This is a genomic window from Pseudogemmobacter lacusdianii (assembly GCF_030848395.1).
GTDB classification, from domain to species: domain Bacteria; phylum Pseudomonadota; class Alphaproteobacteria; order Rhodobacterales; family Rhodobacteraceae; genus Pseudogemmobacter; species Pseudogemmobacter lacusdianii.
The window spans coordinates 117,956-136,821 of record NZ_JAVDBT010000010.1; the positions used below are offsets into that span (position 1 = coordinate 117,956).

Consider the following 18,866-nt stretch of genomic DNA (forward strand, 5'->3'; position numbering starts at 1 on the left):
AGATGAACTTCTCTGAAATTTTCATCCGCCGACCGGTCCTGTCGACTGTTCTGGCCGCGTTGATCATGTTTCTTGGGCTTGCTGCGGTGGTGAACCTGCCGGTGCGGCAATATCCCGAGGTGGATGAGACCGTGGTCACCGTCACCACCGTCTATCCGGGGGCCGCACCCGAGCTTATTCAGGGCTTTGTCACCGCCCCTATCGCCTCGGCCGTCTCGACGACTGAGAACATCGAATACGTCACCTCAGCCTCACGCCAATCGGCTTCGGTCGTCACCGTTCAGATGAAGCTGGGCGCCGATCCTGACGTGGCGCTGACCGAGGTGATGTCGAAGATCCAGCAGGTGCGTGGCCAACTGCCGGGTGACTCTGAGGATCCGGTGATCGTCAAAGGCACCGGCATGACCTTTGCGCTGATGTATCTTGCAGCGCAAAACCCCAATATGACGCCCGAGCAGCTTACCGAATATCTGGAGCGCGTGGTCCGTCCGCGTGTCACCAATATCGACGGTGTGGCGCAGATGGAGATCATGGGCGCGGCCAATTACGCGATGCGTGTTTGGCTTGACCCGCTGCAAATGGCGGCGCGCGGTGTGACGGCGACGGATGTGGCCGGTGCTATCCGGGCTTCGAACTTCCTCTCAGCCCCCGGCAAGACGGAGAACGAGTATTTCGTCTATTCGCTGACGCTCGACTCCACCGTGCAAACCCCCGAGGCTTTCGGCGCTTTGCCCGTGAGCCAAGGCAAGAACGGCACCGTGCGGCTGCGCGACATTGCCAAGGTCGAGCTGACCTCAGGCGAGCGTGACGCGATCGTGACCTTCGCCGGCGAACCCGGCACCTTCATCGGTATCGTTCCCGCCCCTGGCGAGAACCAACTCGATGTGGCCGAGAATGTGCTGAACGCCCTGCCCGAGCTGCGCAACACCCTGCCCGAGGGCATGACGATCACCTTGGTCTATGACTCGACCGAGACCATCGCCGCCTCGATCTCGGAGGTGTTCAAGACGATCGCTGAAGCTGTGGCGATTGTGGTCGTGGTGATCTTGCTTTTCCTTGGCTCGTTCCGCTCGGTGGTGATGCCGATTGTCACCATCCCGCTGTCGCTGATCGGCGTTTGCGCGATCATGCTGGCCTTGGGCTATTCGATTAACCTTTTGACTCTGTTGGCGATGGTTCTGGCCATCGGTCTGGTGGTGGACGATGCGATCGTTGTGGTCGAAAACATCCACCGTCACATCGATGAGGGCATGAGCCCGGCGCAGGCCTCGATCCAAGGCATGCGTGAGATCACCGGCCCGGTTATCGCCATGACCATCACGCTGGCCGCAGTGCTGGCACCTTTGGCCTTCACAGGCGGTCTGACCGGCTCACTCTTCACCGAATTTGCGCTGACTTTGGCGGGCTCGGTGATCATCTCGGGGATCGTGGCCTTGACCATCACCCCGGCGATGTCGGCGCGGCTATTGACCCATGGTGAGCCGGGACGCTTCCAGCGCGCCGTGGACCGGACGTTGAATGGTGTGTCGAATTGGTATGAGCGGCGGGTCTCCTCCTCGCTCGACTATCGGCCGGTCACCCTGCTGATGGTGGCTGTTTTGGTCGCGGTCTCAGGCTTCATGTTCGTCAACACCTCGACCGAACTGGCCCCTGAAGAAGACCAAGGCGCGCTCTTTGCCATTCTGAACGCGCCCCGCTACGCCGCCTTGGACTACACCGATGCCTTCACCGGCGAGATCGGTAAGCGCACGGCAGATATCGCCGAAGTGCAAACCTCCTTCTCGGTGGCGGGTATGGGCGGCTCGGCGGCGACCGGCTTCTACATCTGGGCACTGAAGGATTGGTCTGAGCGGTCGCGCAGCCAAAAAGAAGTGCAGACCGAGATCCAAGCCACATTGGACGGTTCGCCGGGCCTGCAAGGCTATGTCTTTGCCCCGCCCTCGCTGCCGGGTGCTGGCGGTGGTCTGCCGATCTCGATGGTCTTGCAGTCGATCCACGGCCCCGATCGGGTCTTCGAAGTGGCCGAGGAAATTCGCCAAAAGGCGATGGCTTCGGGCAAGTTCATCGTGGTGCAAAACAGCTTGGCCTTCGACGCGCCGCAAGTGCGCATCGTCATCGACCGCGACCGTGCGGCCGAACTGGGCGTGTCGGTGGCTGACATCGGCTCGTCGCTGGGGATCTTGGTCGGCGGCGGCGCGATTGCGCAGTTTGACCGCGATTCCAACAGCTATGATGTGATCACCCAAGTGCCAGCCGAATGGCGCGACAATCCCGAAAAGCTGACGCAGTTCTTCGTGCGCTCGGCGACCGGAGAGTTGGTGCCTCTGGCCTCGGTTGTGGGCATCCAGCCCGGCATCACCGCAAACTCGATCGAGCAGTTCAACCAGCTGAACTCGGCCACCTTGTCGGGGATGCCGATGATCGGCCTGTCGACCGGCGTGGCTTTGGCCGAGCTGGAGAAGATTGCCGCCGAGACCCTGCCCGATGGCTTCTTCATCGACTATTCCGGCCAATCGCGGCTGGAAAAGAGCGAGGGGAACACCATTCTTCTGGCCTTTGGTGCGGCTTTGATCGTGATCTATCTGGTTCTGGCAGCGCAGTTTGAAAGCTTCCGCGACCCGCTGATCATTCTGATGTCGGTGCCTTTGTCGATCTTCGGTGCGATGCTGCCGCTCTACTTCGGGGTCTCGACGCTGAACATCTACACGCAGGTGGGTCTGATCACGCTGATTGGTCTGATCACCAAGCACGGGATTCTGATGGTGGAATTTGCCAACCAGCAGCGTGAAGAACACGGGATGAGCCGCCGCGATGCGATTGTGGCGGCTGCCAAAACCCGTCTGCGCCCGATCCTGATGACCACCGCTGCAATGGCCTTGGCCGTCGTACCGCTGATCATCGCCGAGGGCGCCGGGGCTGCGGCACGGCAAGCGATGGGTCTGGTGATCTTCACCGGCCTGTTGATCGGGACCACCTTCACCCTCTTCGTGGTGCCGATGTTCTACACGCTGATCTCGCGCAGCGATGCCTCGTTCTTGCTGCATCGCAAAACGGTGGAAAAGCAATTCGGCGCGCACTAAGGCCGCAGCGAGAGGTCAGGAAATGAAAAGGGGGAAGCATCGCGCTTCCCCCTTTTTTCTATGCCAGCCCCCTGCCCTCGCTTGGCAAAGGGCAAGAAAAAACCGCCCGGGGTTTAGGGCCCCGAGCGGCGTCACTGATTACGATACTAACTCGTTAACAGCACCAGACATTCACAATGGCAGAATGGGTCTAAGCCAGATCAGAACGGGCTGTCGGGGAAGTAGAACTGAGCGGCATTTTCCGGCGTGATTAGGACCGAGCCGATGATGAAGCGGCCCGCCACAGGTGCCGAGGAGACGAAGGCCAGCGCCGTCATCTCGATCGCGGTCGCAATTTGCGCCGGCGGATAGGTGACGTTGACCGGGAATTGCTTGTCGCCGTCTTGGACCTTTTTGACGATCTCTTTCATGCCAGCACCGCCGACAATCCACATCTCATCGGTGCGGCCCGCTTGGGCAATCGCCTCGGCCACGCCAATCGCCATATCGTCATCCGAGGCCCAAACCGCATCGATCTGCGGGTATTTCGACAGATAGTCCTGCATGACGGTGAAGGCGTCATCGCGGTTCCAGTTGCCGTGTTGCTTGTCCAAAAGCTCGATCCCCGAGCCTTCGATGGCGGCCTCAAAGGCCTCGACCCGCTCATTGTCGAGCGTGGTCGGGATGCCGCGCAAAAGCACGATCTTGGCACCCGAGGGCAGGTTGTTCTTGAAATACTCGCCCGCCACGCGGCCAAAGGCGGTGTTGTCGCCCGCGACATAGAGGTCTTCAATATTGGGCTGCGACAGGCCACGGTCGACCACGGTCACCCATTTGCCCGCATCCTTCACCGCCTTAACCGGGCCGGTCAGCGGCTCGGATTCGAAGGGCAGCACCACGAGCCCGTCGATATTGCGGGTGGCCAGCATGTCTTCAAGGTCATCGACTTGCTTGCCTGCCTCACCCGCCGTGGCCAGCACGAATTTCACGTTGGGATAGGCAGCCTCGACCCGGTTGATCGCCTCTTGCGCATGCCAGTTCAGCCCGCCCATGAAGCCATGCGTCGCCGAAGGGATCGAGACGCCAATCGTATAGGTCTGCTCTTGCGCCACCACACGGGTGGCGGCCGCTGCACCCACCGCCACCATGGCGGCCGAGCCAAAGAATTGTCTGCGCTTCATGGTCTTTCCTCCCGAAAGTGCCTCCCGGAATGGGCGGCGTTGATTGGTCTTACCGGCCCTCCGCCGGGGACTTTCTGCGTTGCAAAACAACCGCAAGCACGATGATCACGCCTTGGATCGCGCCGTTGAGATAGGGCGAGACCAGATCGGCGAGGTTAAGGATGTTGTCGATCAGCGACAGGATCAGCACGCCCACGACAGTGCCCCAGACCCGGCCATATCCGCCCTTCATCGCGGTGCCGCCGATGATCACCGCGGCAATCGCCTCTAGCTCCCACAGTTGCCCGGTGGACCCCGAGGCCGAGCCGAGGCGCGGCACATAGATGATCACGGCAAGCCCGACCAAAAGCCCAAGGAAGACGTAAGTCAGCGTCACCATCCGCTCGACCTTCACAGCCGAATAGCGCGCCACTTTGTCGTTGGAGCCGATCGCCTCAGTGTAGCGGCCAAAGCGGGTGTTGCGCATGATGATCTGGCCCAGCACCGCCACCACGGCAAAGACAATGATCGGCCAGACGATGCCAAAGACGCCTTCGAAATAGACCGGACGGTAGAATTGCCGCGCCTCGAAATCGAGGCTGATGGTGCCGCCATCGGACATCCACGTCACCAGACTGCGGAAGATGCCCATCGTGCCAAGGGTGACGATAAAGGGCTCGATCCCGGCTTTGGTGACCAGTAACCCGTTGAGAAGGCCTGCCGTAAGCCCGATCAGCAAGGCCACCGCCATGCCAACCAGCACCAAGGGCACGCCGATGCCAAGGCTGGGGATCAGCTGGTTCATCGCTAGGATCATCATCCCGGCGATAAAGGCCGCCATTGAGCCGACCGAAAGGTCAATCCCGCCGCTGGCGATTACGAAGGTCATCCCCACCGCGATGATGCCAATGAAGGCCGAACGGGCCAGCACATTGGTGATATTGCCGCCCGACAGGAAATTGCTGTTGAGATAAGCGCCAAGCACGATCAACAGAAGCAAGGCGAGGATCGGCCCCAGCGCCGAGAAGGAAATCTTAGACATGTGCCGCTGCCTCTTGCGTCGTTTCGGGGTTGGGCGCTTCGGTGTCGGATGTGCCCATGATCAGCCGCACCACAGCGGTGTCGGTGATGGCCTCGCCGGTCAAAGTGCCCGCCAGCCTGCCCTGCCGCATGACCAGCACGCGGTCTGAAAGGCCCAAGATTTCCGGCATATCCGAGGAGATCACGATCACGCTGCGGCCCTCTCGGGCCAGACGGTCGATGAAATGGTAAATCTGGCTCTTGGTGCCGATGTCGATGCCACGGGTCGGCTCATCAATAATCACCACATCGGGCGCGGGCAGCATGGTCTTGGCCAAAAGGAGCTTTTGCTGGTTCCCGCCCGAGAGATTGCCAGCGGCCATCGCGCGCGAGGGGGCGCGGATGTCGAAATCGCTGATTGCTTGGGTGAGCGCCGCCTCTTCCTTGGCGCGGCTGATCAAAGGCGTCCCAAAGCGCGGCAGCGTCGAGAGCGTCAGGTTTTCGCGCAGGCCCTTGCCCAGCAAAAGCCCGCGCTCCTTGCGGTCTTCGGTCAGATAGGCCAGCCCGGCGCGCTCAGCCTCGATCAGCGAGCGAATCTGGATCTCTTTGCCGTGCCGCGCGATGCGGCCTGAGTGCGGGCGCAGGCCCACCAGCCCTTCGGCAAGTTCACTCCGGCCAGCACCGACAAGGCCTGAGATGCCCAAGACCTCACCCCGGCGCAAGGTGAAGGAGATATCTTGCACCAAGGGCGGGACGGAAAAGCCTTGCACTTCAAGCACAACCTCGTCGCTGGGCGTGCGCCGAGGCGGGTAGATGTCGCTTAGATCGCGGCCGACCATGGCGGTGGCCATGCCATCCTCGCTGAGCTCGCCGCGCAGGGCCTGCCGCACCACAGTGCCATCGCGCAGCACGGTGATCCGGTCGGCGAGATGGCTGATCTCTTCCAAACGGTGCGAGGTATAAAGGAGTGCCACACCAGCGGAGCGCAGCCGGTCGATCTGACGAAACAGGATATCCACCTCGCGGTGGGTCAGCACGGCCGAGGGTTCATCCATGATCAAAACGCGGGCTTGCCGGGACAAAGCCTTTGCGATTTCAACCATTTGCCGGTCCGAGACTTTCAGATCGCGGATCCTTGCATCGGGATCAACGCCGCATTCCAACTGCTCAAGCAAAGCCTTTGCCGCCAGCCTTTGCGCGCGGTGATTGAGGAAGAAGCCCCCTTTCTCGCGGCCCAGAAAGATATTGTCGGCAACGGTCAAATCTTGGGCGAGGTTGAACTCTTGATGGATCACCACCACGCCCTGCGCCTCGGCCTCAGGGCCCGAGCGGAAGGGCGCGGGCTGGCCTTCCAGCAAGACTTGGCCCTCACTCGGCGCCAGATAACCGCCGAGGATTTTCATCATCGTCGATTTGCCAGCGCCATTTTCACCAATCAAAGCATGCACTTCGCCGGGATGCAGCGCAAAATTGACGCCGTGCAGGATTTCGATCGGGCCAAAGCTTTTGCGGATATCGCGCAGCTCTAGCAGGGCGGTCATAGCGTCACCCAAGCGCCGTTGCGGCTGGACGAGCGCAAGCAAGCCTCGACAAAGCGCATGCCGGAAAGCCCGTCTTGCAAGCTGGGATACAGCACCTCGGCAGGCAGCGGCGCGCCCGATTGATGGGCACGGATGGCGCGGGCGGCTTCGCTATAGATGGTAGCGAAGGCCTCAAGATAGCCTTCGGGATGGCCGCCGGGGGTGCGGCTGACGCGCTGGTTCTCCGGCGAGGCACCAGTGCCATTGCGGGTCAGCAGCTGTTTTGGCTGACCAAAGCGGGTGAACCAGAGCTTATTGGGATCCTCTTGCCCCCATTCGATGCCGCCTTTGTCGCCGTAAATCCGCAGCCGAAGGCCATTTTCATTGCCGGGTGCCACTTGGCTGGCCCAAAGCATGCCCTTAGCCCCGCCCTCATAGCGCAAGAGCACATGGGCGTTGTCGTCGAGCTGACGGCCCTCGACAAAGCTCGACAAATCCGCCGCCAACGCGCTCGGCTCTTGGCCCGAGACGAAAGCGGCCAGGTTCCACGCATGGGTGCCGATGTCGCCCAAAGCGCCACCGCCCCCGGCACGCGCCGGATCAACCCGCCATTCGGCCTGTTTGGAACCCGAGCTCTCGGCGCGTTCGGTCAGCCAATCTTGCACATATTCCACCTGAACAAGGCGAATGCGGCCCAACTCCCCCGCGGCCACCATGGCACGGGCTTGGCGGATCAGCGGATAGCCGGTGTAGTTATGTGTGAGGATAAACAGAGCCTTAGAGCTTTCGGCCACTTTGGCCAGCCGCTTTGCCTCGGCCATGGTTGCGGTCAAAGGCTTGTCGCAGATCACATGGATGCCGCGCTTGAGAAACTCGATCGCGGGGCCGGCATGCATATGGTTGGGCGTGACGATGGCCACCGCCTCGATCCCGTCTTTCAGCCGCGCCTCGCGCTGCGCCATCTGGGCAAAATCACCGTAAGAACGCGCCGGATCCAAGCCAAGCTCGGCCGCCGAGGCCGCAGCCCTTTCGGGCGTCGAGGACAAAGCCCCCGCCACCAGTTGGAACTGCCCATCGATCCGCGCCGCAATGCGGTGCACGCCGCCGATAAAAGCGCCCTGCCCGCCCCCCACCATGCCCAAACGGATCGGCTTCATCTTACCCCTCCAAACCCAACATGCGGCGGTTTTGCGCCCGATCGGTGCTGGCGCCGGCAAAGTCGTCAAAGGCTTTTTCGGTGATGCGGATGATGTGGTGATTGACGAATTCCGCCCCTTCGCGCGCGCCATCCTCGGGGTGCTTCATGCAGCATTCCCACTCGACCACCGCCCAGCCCTCAAAGCCGTATTGCGTCAGTTTCGAGAAGATCGCGCCGAAATCCACCTGCCCGTCGCCCGGAGAGCGGAAGCGGCCCGCGCGGTTCACCCAAGATTGGTAACCGCCATAAACCCCTTGCCGCCCCGTAGGGTTCAGCTCGGCATCCTTGACGTGGAACATGCGGATACGGTCGTGGTAGATGTCGATATGGTCAAGGTAATCAAGATGTTGCAGCACGAAGTGGGAAGGGTCGTACAGCATGCAAGCGCGCGCATGGCCCTTCACCCGGTCCAGAAACATCTCATAACTTATGCCATCATGCAGATCCTCGCCGGGGTGGATCTCATAGCAAATGTCGACGCCGCAATCCTCGGCATGGTCCAAAAGCGGCTGCCAACGGCGGGCAAGCTCGTCAAAAGCCTCCTCGACCAGTCCCGCCGGGCGCTGCGGCCAAGGGTAGACATAGGGCCATGCCAGAGCGCCCGAAAAGGCCACCATCGCATTGAGCCCAAGGTTGCGTGAGGCGGTGAGCGCCAGTTTCACCTGCTCGACCGCCCAAGCCTGCCGGGCTTTGGGATTGCCATGCACCGCCGGGGGCGCGAAGCCGTCGAAAAGCGCATCATAGGCCGGATGCACCGCGACCAGCTGGCCCTGCAAATGCACCGAAAGCTCGGTCAAAGAGACGCCAGCATCGGTCAAGGTGCCCTTCAGCTCGTCGCAGTAGGTCTGCGAGGTGGCGGCTTTCTCAAGGTCGATAAAGCGCGGGTCATTGGTCGGCAGCTGCACGCCGCGATAGCCGCAATCCGCCGCCCATCGGGCAATCTGTGGCAACCCGTTGAACGGTGCAACATCGCCAATAAATTGTGCAAGAAAAAGTCCGGGGCCTTTAATAGTCCGCATTTTCTCCTCCACGATCCATGCGGCTGAAATCGGTTGCATTCACGATAATCTGCGAATGTAATCGTTTGCAACACTCTTTATCTCGCTGCCGACCTATGCGATGCCAAGTCACGAGAATTGGGGAATTAAATGGTGCGAGCCCGGCCGAGAATCAGCGATGTGGCGCGCCTTGCAGGCGTCTCGACCGCCACGGTCAGCCGGGCTTTGTCGAATCCCTCGATGGTCACGGCTGAAACCCGCGCCACTGTCGCGGCGGCGGTGAAGGCCACCGGCTACCGGCTGAACCTGACGGCGCGCAACCTGCGCCACAGTCGCACGGGCGGCGTTCTGGCCTTGGTGCCGAACCTTGCCAACCCGTTCTTTTCTCAGATCCTTTCCGGGATTGCCGGTGTGCTTGGCCCCGCCGGCTATAACCTTTTGGTCGCCGACACCCGCACCAGCGATCCCGAAACCCTGCTCGCTTATGCCGAGCCGTCGCGTGCCGATGGGCTGATCGTACTCGATGGCAGTCTGGCCGCTGAGTCGCTGGCCCGCGTGCCATTGGTCGAGGCTTGCGAATGGATCCCCGGGCTGCAAGCGCCGCGGGTCAAGATCGACAACCGGGCGGCGGCGAAACTCGCGATCGATCATCTGGTTGGCCTTGGCCATCGCCGCATCGGCCATGTCACCGGCCCTACGCAGAATGTGCTGTCCATAGCCCGGCTTGCGGGCACGCATGAGGCGCTGGCCGAGCATGGCCTAACATTGCCTGATAGCGCGATCTATCACGGCGACTTTGGGCTGCAATCGGGCCAAGAGGCGGCGCGGCAATGGCTGGTGCAAGACCCGAACACGCGCCCTTCTGCGCTCTTTTTGGCCTCGGATGAGATGGCCTGCGGGCTGATTGGTGAGTTGCACCGCCAAGGTTTGCAGGTGCCGCGTGACCTCTCGGTGGTTGGGTTTGACGATATCGAGCTGATCGCCCATATCGCGCCGCCCTTGACCACGATCCGCCAACCCCGTGCCGATCTGGGGCGGATCGCGGCGGAAAGTCTGTTGCGGCTTTTGTCGGGCGAGGCTGCGCCTGAGGGCGATCATATCCTGCCGGTTGAACTGGTTCTGCGCGACAGCACCGCGCCTTGGGCCGACTGAAGGGCTGCGCCACCCGATCTTGAGATTCGCAACGCCTTAAAATCGCTGCTGATCGGGAATTCTCCGCCGCGCCTGTTATCGCTGAAAGCTTTCCCCTTCGCCCAGTAAGATCGGAAAGGCATTCTCTGCGCCTCCATTGTCTTTGCCCCCGTCGCATCCGATAAGCAGCGGGCCTCCGGCTCAGACCGGCTCTAGAAAACAGACGAGGACCGACATGTCTCCTATCCTTTCCCTTTCGCGCCGTGGTGCCCTTGCCCTTATGACCGCTCTGGTCGTGACCTCGGCCGCTCAGGCGCAAGACGTCACGCTGAAAGTCGGCATCATGGGTGGTGAGGACGAACAAGTCTGGGCCGCCGTCACCGCTGAGGCGAAACCCGCTGGGCTGATCGTCGAAGCCGTGCCCTTCAACGATTACACCCAGCCGAACGAAGCTTTGGCCAACAAAGATATCGACGCCAATGCTTTCCAGCACGGCCCCTATCTCGAAGCGCAAATCGCCGCACATGGCTATGAGCTGAGCCAGGCCTTCGACACCGCGATCTTCCCGATCGGCGTTTATTCCAAGACCTACAAGACCTTGGAAGAGCTGCCCGAGGGCGCGATCATCGGCCTGCCGAATGACCCGTCGAACGGTGGCCGCGCGCTGAAGGTGCTGGAGCAACTTGGCCTGATCAAGCTTGACCCGGAAGCTGGCATTCTGGCCACCGTCATCGACGTGACCGAAAATCCGCGCGGCTTTGATCTGCGTGAGCTGGATGCCGGTGTTGTCGGTCGCGCCATCGACGATCTCGACGCCGCCGTGGTCAACACCGATTGGGCGTTCAAAGCCGGTCTGCTGGACCACCGCATCGCCGAAGAATCCGGCGAGAACAACCCTTACATGAACTTCCTTGCCATCCGCACCGAAGACAAGGATGCCGCTTGGGTTGAGACGCTGCGCAAAGCTTTCCAAAGCGATGCAGTGAAAGAGGCCTATGCCGTCACCTATAAAGGCTCGGCCGTTACCTCTTGGTAAATCCCGAAGGCTACAAGCTGCAAGCGCGCCCGACCGGCCAGCTTGCAGCTTCCGCCAAGCCTTCGTAAGACGGGCAGGCGTCCCTCAAAAGGCGCCTGCCGTTCGCTTTCTAAGTTAAGAAGTCAGGGTTAAGGATGAACACGGGCAATAAGCTCCCGGTGGTGCAACTCGAGAGGGTGGTCAGACGCTTTAACGACCGACCTGCACTCGACGGCATTTCCCTCACGCTCCAAGCCGGCGAGATCGTCGGGCTGATCGGGCGCTCGGGCGCGGGGAAATCAACTTTGATCCGCTGCCTCAACGGTCTGGACCGCCCGCAAGAGGGCCGGGTTGAGATCGACGGCACCGATATCACGAACCTCTCGGAACAAGCGCTGCAACCGATCCGCCGTCGCATCGGCATGATCTTTCAGCATTTTAACCTGCTGTCGGCCAAGACCGTCGCCGATAACGTTGCTTTGCCCCTGAAGATCGCAGGCCAGCCCCCGGCGCAGCGCCGAGCCAAGGTGATGGAGCTTTTGGAGCTGGTGGGCCTTGCCGATAAGGCCGATACCTACCCTGCCCGGCTTTCTGGCGGGCAAAAGCAGCGCGTCGGCATTGCGCGGGCTTTGGCGGCGGATCCACTGCTCTTGCTCTCGGATGAGGCGACCTCGGCGCTGGACCCTGAAACGACGCAGTCGATCTTGCAGCTCTTGCAGGACGTGAACCGCAAGTTGGGTGTGACCGTTTTGATGATCACCCATGAGATGGAGGTGGTGCGCCAGATCGCCCACCGCGTGCTGGTGCTTGACGCCGGCCGCATCGTCGAGGAAGGCCCGGTGGCGCGCGTTCTGGCCTCGCCGCAGGCCGAGACGACCCGCAGCCTGCTGCGTGGGCTTTCTCCCGTCTTGCCGCAAGATTTGGCCAGACAACTTGCCCCACAGGGCGAGCAAGCCTTGATCCGCGTCGACGTCTACGGCGCCGCGGCACGTCAGCCGCTTTTGGCGATCATCCAAAGCATCACTGGCCTGCCCGCGCGCCTGCTGCACGGCGGGCTGAACGACGTGCAGGGTGAGCCCTACGGTCGGCTCTTCTTGGCGCTTGGCACTGCAGATCCCAAGGCCGTCCAAGCGGTGGTGGATCGCTTGCAACCCGAAACCACAGCGATCGAGGTGTTGGGTTATGTCCCAAGCGATGTATAATCTGCTGCTAAAGGGCCTGTGGGAAACCGTGCTGATGACCGGCGTCTCGGGCTTCCTGTCCTTCGTGATCGGCCTGCCTTTGGCGCTGATCTTGGTGACCACCGATCGCGGCGGCATCTTCCAAAACCTTGCCGTGAACCGCTCGCTGGGGCTGGTGGTGAACGGGCTGCGCTCGCTGCCCTTCATCATCTTGCTGGTGGCAGTGATCCCGCTGACCCGGCTGATCACCGGTTCGGCCATCGGCATTGCCGCGGCCATCGTGCCTTTGACCATCGCCGCCGCGCCCTATTACGCGCGCATCGCCGAGGTCTCTTTGCGTGAGGTGGACCGCGCCTTGATCGATGCCGCCCGCGCGATGGGTGCAACCCGCTGGACGATCCTGCGCGACGTCTTGGTGCCCGAGGCCCTGCCCGGCATCGTTTCGGGCTTCACGGTGACGCTGGTGACCCTTATTGGCGCATCGGCGATGGCGGGGGCGGTCGGCGCTGGCGGCTTGGGCGATATCGCCATTCGTTACGGTTATCAGCGCTTTGAAACCGAGATCATGCTGGCGGTTGTGGCGATCTTGGTGGTGATGGTGATCGGCATGCAATGGGCCGGCGACAGCCTTGCTCGCCGGATCGACAAGCGCTGAGCATCTCAAATCATCCGACCAATCTTTAGCGGCGCTCAATCTGATTGGGCGCCGTTTTGCTTTGCCCCGCCGCGCCCCGCGCTCACACTTTAGCAGTGTCTTGCGCAACGCCGCAAAGCCGTGCAGACTTCGGCTTATTAAGCCCTGCCTGACGCATCCGCCTGCCTTTGCCTGATGCCAGCCTTTCTGCACCACCGCCCCTTTGGCCATGGCGCATCCGTTCCGCCGACATTTCACTGCGATTTTTCGTCCCTACCCTTGCCTGTTGCCGAAGCATTTCCCTGTGCCATTGGACGTAACCCGTGTGGCTGTTGCATAACGAGACGCCGTTTTCTGCCGATCGCACCTGGATCCGCGATGAGCGCGGGGCCGAGTTCTGGCTTGTTGCGATCCGCGCCAGCTTCCGCATTGGCCCCGATGGCGTGCAGCGCCCGACCCGTAGCCAAACGCCGGTGCAAATGGCGCCCAGTTTCGCCGGCGACCCTCTCCGCGCCGAGATGCTCAGCGACAGCGACTTTGCCCTAAGCAAAACCGGCACAGATGTCTTGCTGGCCGGCCGCGCCGTCGCCCCGCATGGTCAGCCGAGCCCCCGCGTCTCGGTGCGGCTAAAGCTTGCCGATATCGACAAAAGCCTTGAGGTTTTGGGCGAGCGGCTGATCTATCAAGGCGCGCTCGGCACCCAAGTGACCGAGCCTTTGCCCTTCCTTGCACTGCCGCTAACCTGGGCGCAAAGCTATGGCGGCTATGACCCCGAAGACGCCTCACGCTGGCACGGCGAGAACCCCGCCGGGCGCGGCTTTGCCGCAAAGGCCGAGCGTCTGCGTGAGACCCAAGCCCCCAATATCGAATATGCCACCGCCCCTTATCGCAGTGGTGAGAGCGGCCGGACGGCAGGCTTTGGTCCGGTGGCACATCATTGGCTGCCCCGGCGCAGCTTTGGCGGCACTTATGACGAAGCTTGGCGCAAAAACCGCGACCCGCTGCTGCCGGAAGACTTCGACCGGCGCTACTTCCGCTCGGCCCCCTTGGACCAGCAAACCGCCACCCCCTTGCAAGGCTATGAGCAGGTCCGCGTCGGCGGTGTCACGCCCGAGGGGATTTGGGGCTTCGTGCTGCCGCGTGTCACCTTTGACATCGTGACCAGCTTTCGCGGTGCGCGGGATCACAACCAACGCGCCCAGATCCACACTTTGTGGCTTTACCCAGATCAGAACCGTTTCGAGATTGTCTATCAGACCGCGTTGCATGTGCCGGGTGGCATGGAAGAGCGGCTTTTGGGCACCGCTCTGCGGGTCAGGCCGCGCAGTGGCACACCGGACTCGGTGAAAGCCACCGGCGTCTGGGTGCCGCAATGAGCGGGCGCGTGGTGATCCTTGGCGCCGGTGCGCGCACCCCCTTGGGGCGCAACCGGCAGAGCAGCGCGGCAGCTTGGCGCTGCGCGATCTCGGCCGCCGATGACTATCCCGACCTGCGCGACCGCTTTGGCCAACCGTTCAAAGTGGCGCGTGACACCGGGATTGATCTGGGCTTGCGCGGTGCCGCGCGGCTCACCGCTTTGGCCCTGCCCGCAGCAGTTGAGGCGCTGGCCCCGCTTGCCTCTATCGCGCATGCCTATCCGCCGCTGACACTGCTCCTTGCCACCGGAGAACCCCGAACCGGCCAAGAGCAGGGAACCTCCGAGGCGCTGATGCAGCGGCTTTTGCAGGCCCTGCAACCTCGGATCGCCATTGCCGAGCGGGCACATGCGATGACTGGCCATGCGGGCGGCACTGGCATGATCGATGCCGCCAGTCGCCTTATCCAAGAGGGTCGCGCCCAGATGGTGCTGGTTGGAGGCGTTGACAGCTATCTCGATCCGCCGCAGCTCAACGCGCTTGATCTGGCCGAACAGCTGCATTCCGAAGGCAATATCTACGGATTTTGTCCCGGCGAAGCGGCGAGTTTCTTGCTGCTGACCTCGGCCAGCACGGCGCAACAGCTGCGCCTGCGACCGCTGCTTGCGGTGCTGCGCACAGCCTCGGCCCGTGAGACGGTGCGGCTTAAAGATGACGGCATTTGCCTTGGACTTGGCCTGTCGCAGGCCTTCCGCGAGATTGCCGAGCCACTGACCCAAGCCCGCGCCAATGGTGCGGCCCCCGCTGACCTACCCGCCGCCGATTGGGTGCTTTGCGATATGAATGGCGAGCGTTATCGCGCCAATGAATATGGCATGGCCGCCCTGCGCGTCCCTGAGCTTTTCCGCAACGCCGCCTCCTTCCAGCCCCCCGCCGATTGCTTTGGCGATGTGGGGGCTGCCTCGGGGCCTTTGCACGCCTGCCTCGCGATCGAGGCCGAGGCGCGCGGCTATGCGCCCGGACCGCTGACCCTGATTTGGGGCAGCTCAGAACATGGTCAACGCAGCGCGGCCCTTCTGGGCCGGATCGAGAGGGGTTGATGCCGTCCCATATCCTGATCAACGGCCTTGGGCTGACCTATAAATCCACCATCGGCATCTCGATGGCGACGATCCCGGATGTCTGCAAAACCCCCAGCCCCGGCGGGCCAATCCCGATCCCCTACCCCAATATTGCCCAGCAATCCTCGCTGAAGGGCGGCACCACCACCGTCAAAGCCAAAAGCAACATGATCGCGATTAAGGGCTCGCAATATGGCTCCTCCAATGGCGATGAGCCGGGCACGGCGGGCGGGGTGAAATCCAGCGTCACTATGAAGGCGACGGATTGGATCACCTATAGTTTCGATGTGAAGATGGATGGGCAAAATGCCTGCCGCCACACCGACAAAAAGTTCCACAACAACCAGAATGCCGCCAATTTGCAGGGGAATATGGACCCGGCGACGGGCAAGCCATGGCTCAAATGCGGCGAATGCGGCACCTACGGCAGCCTAAAGTCAAACGGCAAGGCCGCACGCCCTTTGTATGAGCGCGACCACATCCCCGCCAAGGCGCAGCTCTACGCCCGCGCCCGCGTCAATGAAGATTTCAAAGGCGCCAGTAAGGATCAGAAAGATTGCACCCTACGGGCCTGCAGGGACCGGGGCTTCGCCATCGTCATCCCTCGCAAATCGCATCGGGGGTTCAGCCCGACCTGCAGCGGCCACAACACGCGCCAACAGATCAATGACGACTCGCAGTCTCCCGAGACCATGAAGGCCGCCGCTAAGCGCGACACCGAGGCGATGCAAAAGCATCTGGATGAGGTCGCTGAAAAGGGCAGCGCCGCCGACAAAGACTGCGCGGCGGCCTATCGTAAAGCGGCCGAGAAGGCCCGTTCCAACGATACTGACACCATGATCGACAAAGCGATCAAGGATTGTAAGGCGAAATATCCGTAACAATTTCCACAGCATGGGGGCGTGGCATGGCCGACCAAGAAGACTATCGCAGCTGGGCGCAGCATTTCGGCAAATCCACCCTCGATCCAGCGGTCGTGGCAGAATGCACCCGCGCCGGGCTTGCCAAGCCTCCGGTGATCAAGCGCCATATGCTTGAATCCTATGAAAGCTTTGGCGGCCTCACGGTGAATTTTGCCGATCCGGTGGTCTTGGGCCGCAAAGATCGCTTGGGCTCTGGGGTGGGCATCCTTTATGGCATCGCGCTGCACCTCAAGGGCAGCAAACCTTACCACGGGTTTCTGCCTTACGATGTGCGGCCAGGCGACGGCCAAGCTTCTTTGCGCGCAAAGTTCGGTGCGCCCAAGGCTGTCGCTAAAGATGGGCATTGGGATAAGTGGCTGATCGACGGAACCGAGGTCACCGCCAGCTACGCCGAGGATCTGCAGTCCTTGACCACTTTGACAGTGTTTCTGCCTGAGCCGAAGAGTTCAGTCCCCGAGGGTGCAGAAAAGAGTTAAGTTATCTGACGAAAGGCCCGCGCCATGCGCCCGATTGAGATCCTCTCTTGCCTTGGCCTGCCTGCGGATGATCGGCGGGTGCAGAACCTCTTGCAGCAGTTCCAGATCACCCGCAGCCCCGAGGTTGAGACGGACCCGCTCTCGGATGAGGTCGGCGAGGTGCAAGATTGGCTGGCGAACCTGCAACGCGGCATCGAATTTGGCTTTGAGGATGAAGCGAGCTTTCTGGGAGCCCCGCCGGTCGAATGGGGCGAAGGGCCGATGCTGCTCACCCAAATCTATTTCTACGCTGCCCACCCTGCTGCCGCGCCCTATGAAGGTGGTTTCCCCTTTGATCTGCGTCTCGGCGATGACCGCGCCAGTATTAGGGCGCAGATGCAGCGCAGTGGCGCAGAGCTGCGCTGGCGTGAGCGGGACACCTGGCCCCTGCAAGGGTTTGACTTCACGGTAGATTACGGCAGCAGCAGCGTTTTTCACTATGCCGTCGCGATCCTGCGCCCGCCAATCTTGGCGCCTGATCCGGAAGCATTGGCCCGTTGCCCCTCGGTGGCGGAACTGGCTGCAATGCTGGGTCGACCGCTCAGCGACGCGCAACTTGATGCAACGCTGGCACGCACGGGTTATGCGCGCGCGCTGCAAGCGCTTGATCCCAGCCTGATGCGCGCCGATCTTCGCGACGATCTGGGGCTAGAGCTGCAATTTGGCGTGGTCAAAGACGTGCAGGGTCTGGCGCTGGACCGCATCACCTTGCTGGGTGATCGCCGCTTCGGCGCGCGCAACTGGCCCGGAGAGCTCCCGCGCGCTTTGCGATTTGGTGCCTCATGGCAAGAGATTATAGCTGCCATGGGTGAGGAGCCCGAGGCCATCGCTGCCGAGGATTTCCAGCTGACCGCCGTCTGGCACCGTGGTGTCATTGGGATCGAGATCGAATATTCCACCATGACGAACAGCCTGCTGGCCGTTGATTTGGTCTATAGAGTGTAGCCTTATCAATGCGTTAAGGCCAGCGTCCCTTACGTGCCCCCCCGAGCAAGGCCTGCGCCATTGCCTTGGCTAAGGGCAAACGCGGCATATCCTCTTGGAAATGCGCGGCGATGCGGGGCGGAAATTTAGCCGCTTCGCTCGACCAAAGCTCTTCTTGGCTCGCCGCTTCGGGACAAAGATCAATGACCGCATGGCCGGCCGCGATGATGGTTTCCGGCTCTGCCATTTGGGCCAGAATCCAGTCCAGCCGTTGCCGGTCACCCGCCATACCCACCGCCCGCACAACGATCTCGCGGGTGGCTGGATCGCCGCCCAACTCCGTCATCCAAGCCGCAAAGCGATCGGCTGGCAGGCAGGACAGCAAAATGCGTAAAGTTTGCGGCCAGTTCTCGACCTTTTCCGCAACCTCAGCCATCAAGCTTTGCGCCGCAACTGGCTCCCCCATCCGGGCCAATGCCCGTCCAGCGGCGGTTTGAGCGGCTGCATCCGTTGCGTAGAGCTGGCGCAGCTCCGGTTTGAGATCCTGCCGCTCCAAAACCGCCGCCAAATGGCAAGCGCAGGTGCGAACGCCGGAATCGGGGTGGCGCAGAAACTCTGCAAGTCTTTGGCCTGGATCGACTTTTCGTATTGTCAAAGCCTCAAGTGCCGCTTGCACCCGAAATCCATCGCTATGGCCCAACCAATCACGCACCACCGCAGCGGTCACTGCCGGGGGAAGATGCGCGAGCGCAGCGCCAAGGCCGTGTAGCCCCTCCTCCGCCGCGGCGGCCTGCGGCACCAAAGCCTCAAGCCGCGCCCAATCTTGGTTTTGCAATGCGTGGTGAGCATAGAGAAAAACCTCGCCCTTTTCAGGGTAATCCGCCAAGGCCGCATCAATCATCGGCCAAGCCGCGCCACCAGCCAGCAACAAAGCATCAAGATTGGCAGCGAGCCGGCCGTCAACGGTGGCAAGGGCAGCGAAATCCGCCGGATCCTCTTGCGCCAAAGAATCCCGTTGCGCCCATAGAAAGGCCGCCAAACCGACGTGCTCGCGCAGCACAAAAGCGACGGTGTTGGGATCGTGCTCCATCCCATCAATCTAAGGCAAATCC

The 18,866-nt window shown here is 61.8% G+C and carries 16 protein-coding genes; 10 read left to right on the top strand and 6 right to left on the bottom strand.

Annotated features, from left to right (window positions below; translation table 11 throughout):
• The first annotated feature begins 2 nt into the window (after window positions 1-2).
• A complete protein-coding gene (locus Q9295_RS11765) occupies window positions 3-3,080 on the top strand; it encodes an efflux RND transporter permease subunit (RefSeq protein ID WP_306680769.1) in 3,078 nt (1,025 codons plus the stop codon).
• A gap of 200 nt (window positions 3,081-3,280) precedes the next feature.
• On the opposite strand, the gene Q9295_RS11770 is transcribed toward Q9295_RS11765, so the two are convergent.
• From Q9295_RS11770 to Q9295_RS11790, 5 genes are read right to left on the bottom strand one after another with little or no spacing between them, the layout of a single operon-like run.
• On the bottom strand, window positions 3,281-4,240 hold the full coding sequence (locus tag Q9295_RS11770) for an ABC transporter substrate-binding protein (RefSeq protein ID WP_306680770.1): 960 nt from the start codon (window positions 4,238-4,240) through the stop codon (window positions 3,281-3,283).
• A gap of 49 nt (window positions 4,241-4,289) precedes the next feature.
• Complete coding sequence (locus Q9295_RS11775) at window positions 4,290-5,261, bottom strand: ABC transporter permease (protein ID WP_306680771.1); 972 nt, start codon at window positions 5,259-5,261, stop codon at window positions 4,290-4,292.
• On the bottom strand, window positions 5,254-6,780 hold the full coding sequence (locus Q9295_RS11780; RefSeq protein WP_306680772.1) for a sugar ABC transporter ATP-binding protein: 1,527 nt from the start codon (window positions 6,778-6,780) through the stop codon (window positions 5,254-5,256). The genes Q9295_RS11775 and Q9295_RS11780 overlap by 8 nt, the downstream gene beginning before the upstream one ends.
• Window positions 6,777-7,916 (bottom strand): Gfo/Idh/MocA family protein, encoded by a 1,140-nt coding sequence (locus Q9295_RS11785; RefSeq protein WP_306680773.1) that lies wholly within the window; start codon window positions 7,914-7,916, stop codon window positions 6,777-6,779. The genes Q9295_RS11780 and Q9295_RS11785 overlap by 4 nt, the downstream gene beginning before the upstream one ends.
• A 1-nt stretch (window position 7,917) precedes the next feature.
• The gene (locus tag Q9295_RS11790) at window positions 7,918-8,976 is read right to left on the bottom strand and encodes a sugar phosphate isomerase/epimerase family protein (protein WP_306680774.1); all 1,059 of its coding nucleotides are present in this window, start codon (window positions 8,974-8,976) and stop codon (window positions 7,918-7,920) included.
• A gap of 129 nt (window positions 8,977-9,105) precedes the next feature.
• Between Q9295_RS11790 and Q9295_RS11795 the strand changes: the two genes are divergently transcribed.
• From Q9295_RS11795 to Q9295_RS11835, 9 genes are all read left to right on the top strand, one after another.
• Window positions 9,106-10,107 carry a LacI family DNA-binding transcriptional regulator gene (locus tag Q9295_RS11795; protein ID WP_306680775.1) on the top strand — a complete coding sequence of 334 codons (1,002 nt, stop codon included), beginning with the start codon at window positions 9,106-9,108 and terminating at the stop codon, window positions 10,105-10,107.
• A gap of 214 nt (window positions 10,108-10,321) precedes the next feature.
• A complete protein-coding gene (locus Q9295_RS11800; RefSeq protein ID WP_306680776.1) occupies window positions 10,322-11,122 on the top strand; it encodes a MetQ/NlpA family ABC transporter substrate-binding protein in 801 nt (266 codons plus the stop codon).
• A 134-nt stretch (window positions 11,123-11,256) separates the two neighbouring features.
• Window positions 11,257-12,303, top strand: coding sequence for a methionine ABC transporter ATP-binding protein (locus Q9295_RS11805; RefSeq protein ID WP_306680777.1), 1,047 nt, complete (start codon window positions 11,257-11,259; stop codon window positions 12,301-12,303).
• Window positions 12,284-12,937 carry a methionine ABC transporter permease gene (locus Q9295_RS11810; RefSeq protein WP_306680778.1) on the top strand — a complete coding sequence of 218 codons (654 nt, stop codon included), beginning with the start codon at window positions 12,284-12,286 and terminating at the stop codon, window positions 12,935-12,937. Before Q9295_RS11805 ends, Q9295_RS11810 begins: the two co-directional genes overlap by 20 nt.
• Window positions 12,938-13,239: 302 nt before the next feature.
• The gene (locus tag Q9295_RS11815) at window positions 13,240-14,292 is read left to right on the top strand and encodes a DUF2169 family type VI secretion system accessory protein (RefSeq protein WP_306680779.1); all 1,053 of its coding nucleotides are present in this window, start codon (window positions 13,240-13,242) and stop codon (window positions 14,290-14,292) included.
• Window positions 14,289-15,371 (top strand): beta-ketoacyl synthase N-terminal-like domain-containing protein, encoded by a 1,083-nt coding sequence (locus Q9295_RS11820; RefSeq protein ID WP_306680780.1) that lies wholly within the window; start codon window positions 14,289-14,291, stop codon window positions 15,369-15,371. Before Q9295_RS11815 ends, Q9295_RS11820 begins: the two co-directional genes overlap by 4 nt.
• A complete protein-coding gene (locus tag Q9295_RS11825) occupies window positions 15,371-16,273 on the top strand; it encodes a DUF4150 domain-containing protein (RefSeq protein ID WP_306680781.1) in 903 nt (300 codons plus the stop codon). The genes Q9295_RS11820 and Q9295_RS11825 overlap by 1 nt, the downstream gene beginning before the upstream one ends.
• A 26-nt stretch (window positions 16,274-16,299) precedes the next feature.
• Complete coding sequence (locus Q9295_RS11830) at window positions 16,300-16,791, top strand: hypothetical protein (RefSeq protein ID WP_306680782.1); 492 nt, start codon at window positions 16,300-16,302, stop codon at window positions 16,789-16,791.
• Window positions 16,792-16,815: 24 nt separating this feature from the next.
• Window positions 16,816-17,775, top strand: coding sequence for a hypothetical protein (locus Q9295_RS11835; RefSeq protein ID WP_306680783.1), 960 nt, complete (start codon window positions 16,816-16,818; stop codon window positions 17,773-17,775).
• A gap of 13 nt (window positions 17,776-17,788) precedes the next feature.
• Here the strand turns inward: Q9295_RS11835 and Q9295_RS11840 are convergent, their stop codons facing one another.
• Window positions 17,789-18,844 carry a hypothetical protein gene (locus Q9295_RS11840; RefSeq protein WP_306680784.1) on the bottom strand — a complete coding sequence of 352 codons (1,056 nt, stop codon included), beginning with the start codon at window positions 18,842-18,844 and terminating at the stop codon, window positions 17,789-17,791.
• Window positions 18,845-18,866: the final 22 nt, after the last annotated feature.

Coding starts and splice junctions, on each gene's coding strand:
- Q9295_RS11765 (WP_306680769.1), top strand. CDS start 3: ATGAACTTCTCTGAAATTTTCATCCGCCGACCGGTCCTGTCGACTGTT.
- Q9295_RS11770 (WP_306680770.1), bottom strand. CDS start 4,240: ATGAAGCGCAGACAATTCTTTGGCTCGGCCGCCATGGTGGCGGTGGGT.
- Q9295_RS11775 (WP_306680771.1), bottom strand. CDS start 5,261: ATGTCTAAGATTTCCTTCTCGGCGCTGGGGCCGATCCTCGCCTTGCTT.
- Q9295_RS11780 (WP_306680772.1), bottom strand. CDS start 6,780: ATGACCGCCCTGCTAGAGCTGCGCGATATCCGCAAAAGCTTTGGCCCG.
- Q9295_RS11785 (WP_306680773.1), bottom strand. CDS start 7,916: ATGAAGCCGATCCGTTTGGGCATGGTGGGGGGCGGGCAGGGCGCTTTT.
- Q9295_RS11790 (WP_306680774.1), bottom strand. CDS start 8,976: ATGCGGACTATTAAAGGCCCCGGACTTTTTCTTGCACAATTTATTGGC.
- Q9295_RS11795 (WP_306680775.1), top strand. CDS start 9,106: ATGGTGCGAGCCCGGCCGAGAATCAGCGATGTGGCGCGCCTTGCAGGC.
- Q9295_RS11800 (WP_306680776.1), top strand. CDS start 10,322: ATGTCTCCTATCCTTTCCCTTTCGCGCCGTGGTGCCCTTGCCCTTATG.
- Q9295_RS11805 (WP_306680777.1), top strand. CDS start 11,257: ATGAACACGGGCAATAAGCTCCCGGTGGTGCAACTCGAGAGGGTGGTC.
- Q9295_RS11810 (WP_306680778.1), top strand. CDS start 12,284: ATGTCCCAAGCGATGTATAATCTGCTGCTAAAGGGCCTGTGGGAAACC.
- Q9295_RS11820 (WP_306680780.1), top strand. CDS start 14,289: ATGAGCGGGCGCGTGGTGATCCTTGGCGCCGGTGCGCGCACCCCCTTG.
- Q9295_RS11825 (WP_306680781.1), top strand. CDS start 15,371: ATGCCGTCCCATATCCTGATCAACGGCCTTGGGCTGACCTATAAATCC.
- Q9295_RS11830 (WP_306680782.1), top strand. CDS start 16,300: ATGGCCGACCAAGAAGACTATCGCAGCTGGGCGCAGCATTTCGGCAAA.
- Q9295_RS11835 (WP_306680783.1), top strand. CDS start 16,816: ATGCGCCCGATTGAGATCCTCTCTTGCCTTGGCCTGCCTGCGGATGAT.
- Q9295_RS11840 (WP_306680784.1), bottom strand. CDS start 18,844: ATGGAGCACGATCCCAACACCGTCGCTTTTGTGCTGCGCGAGCACGTC.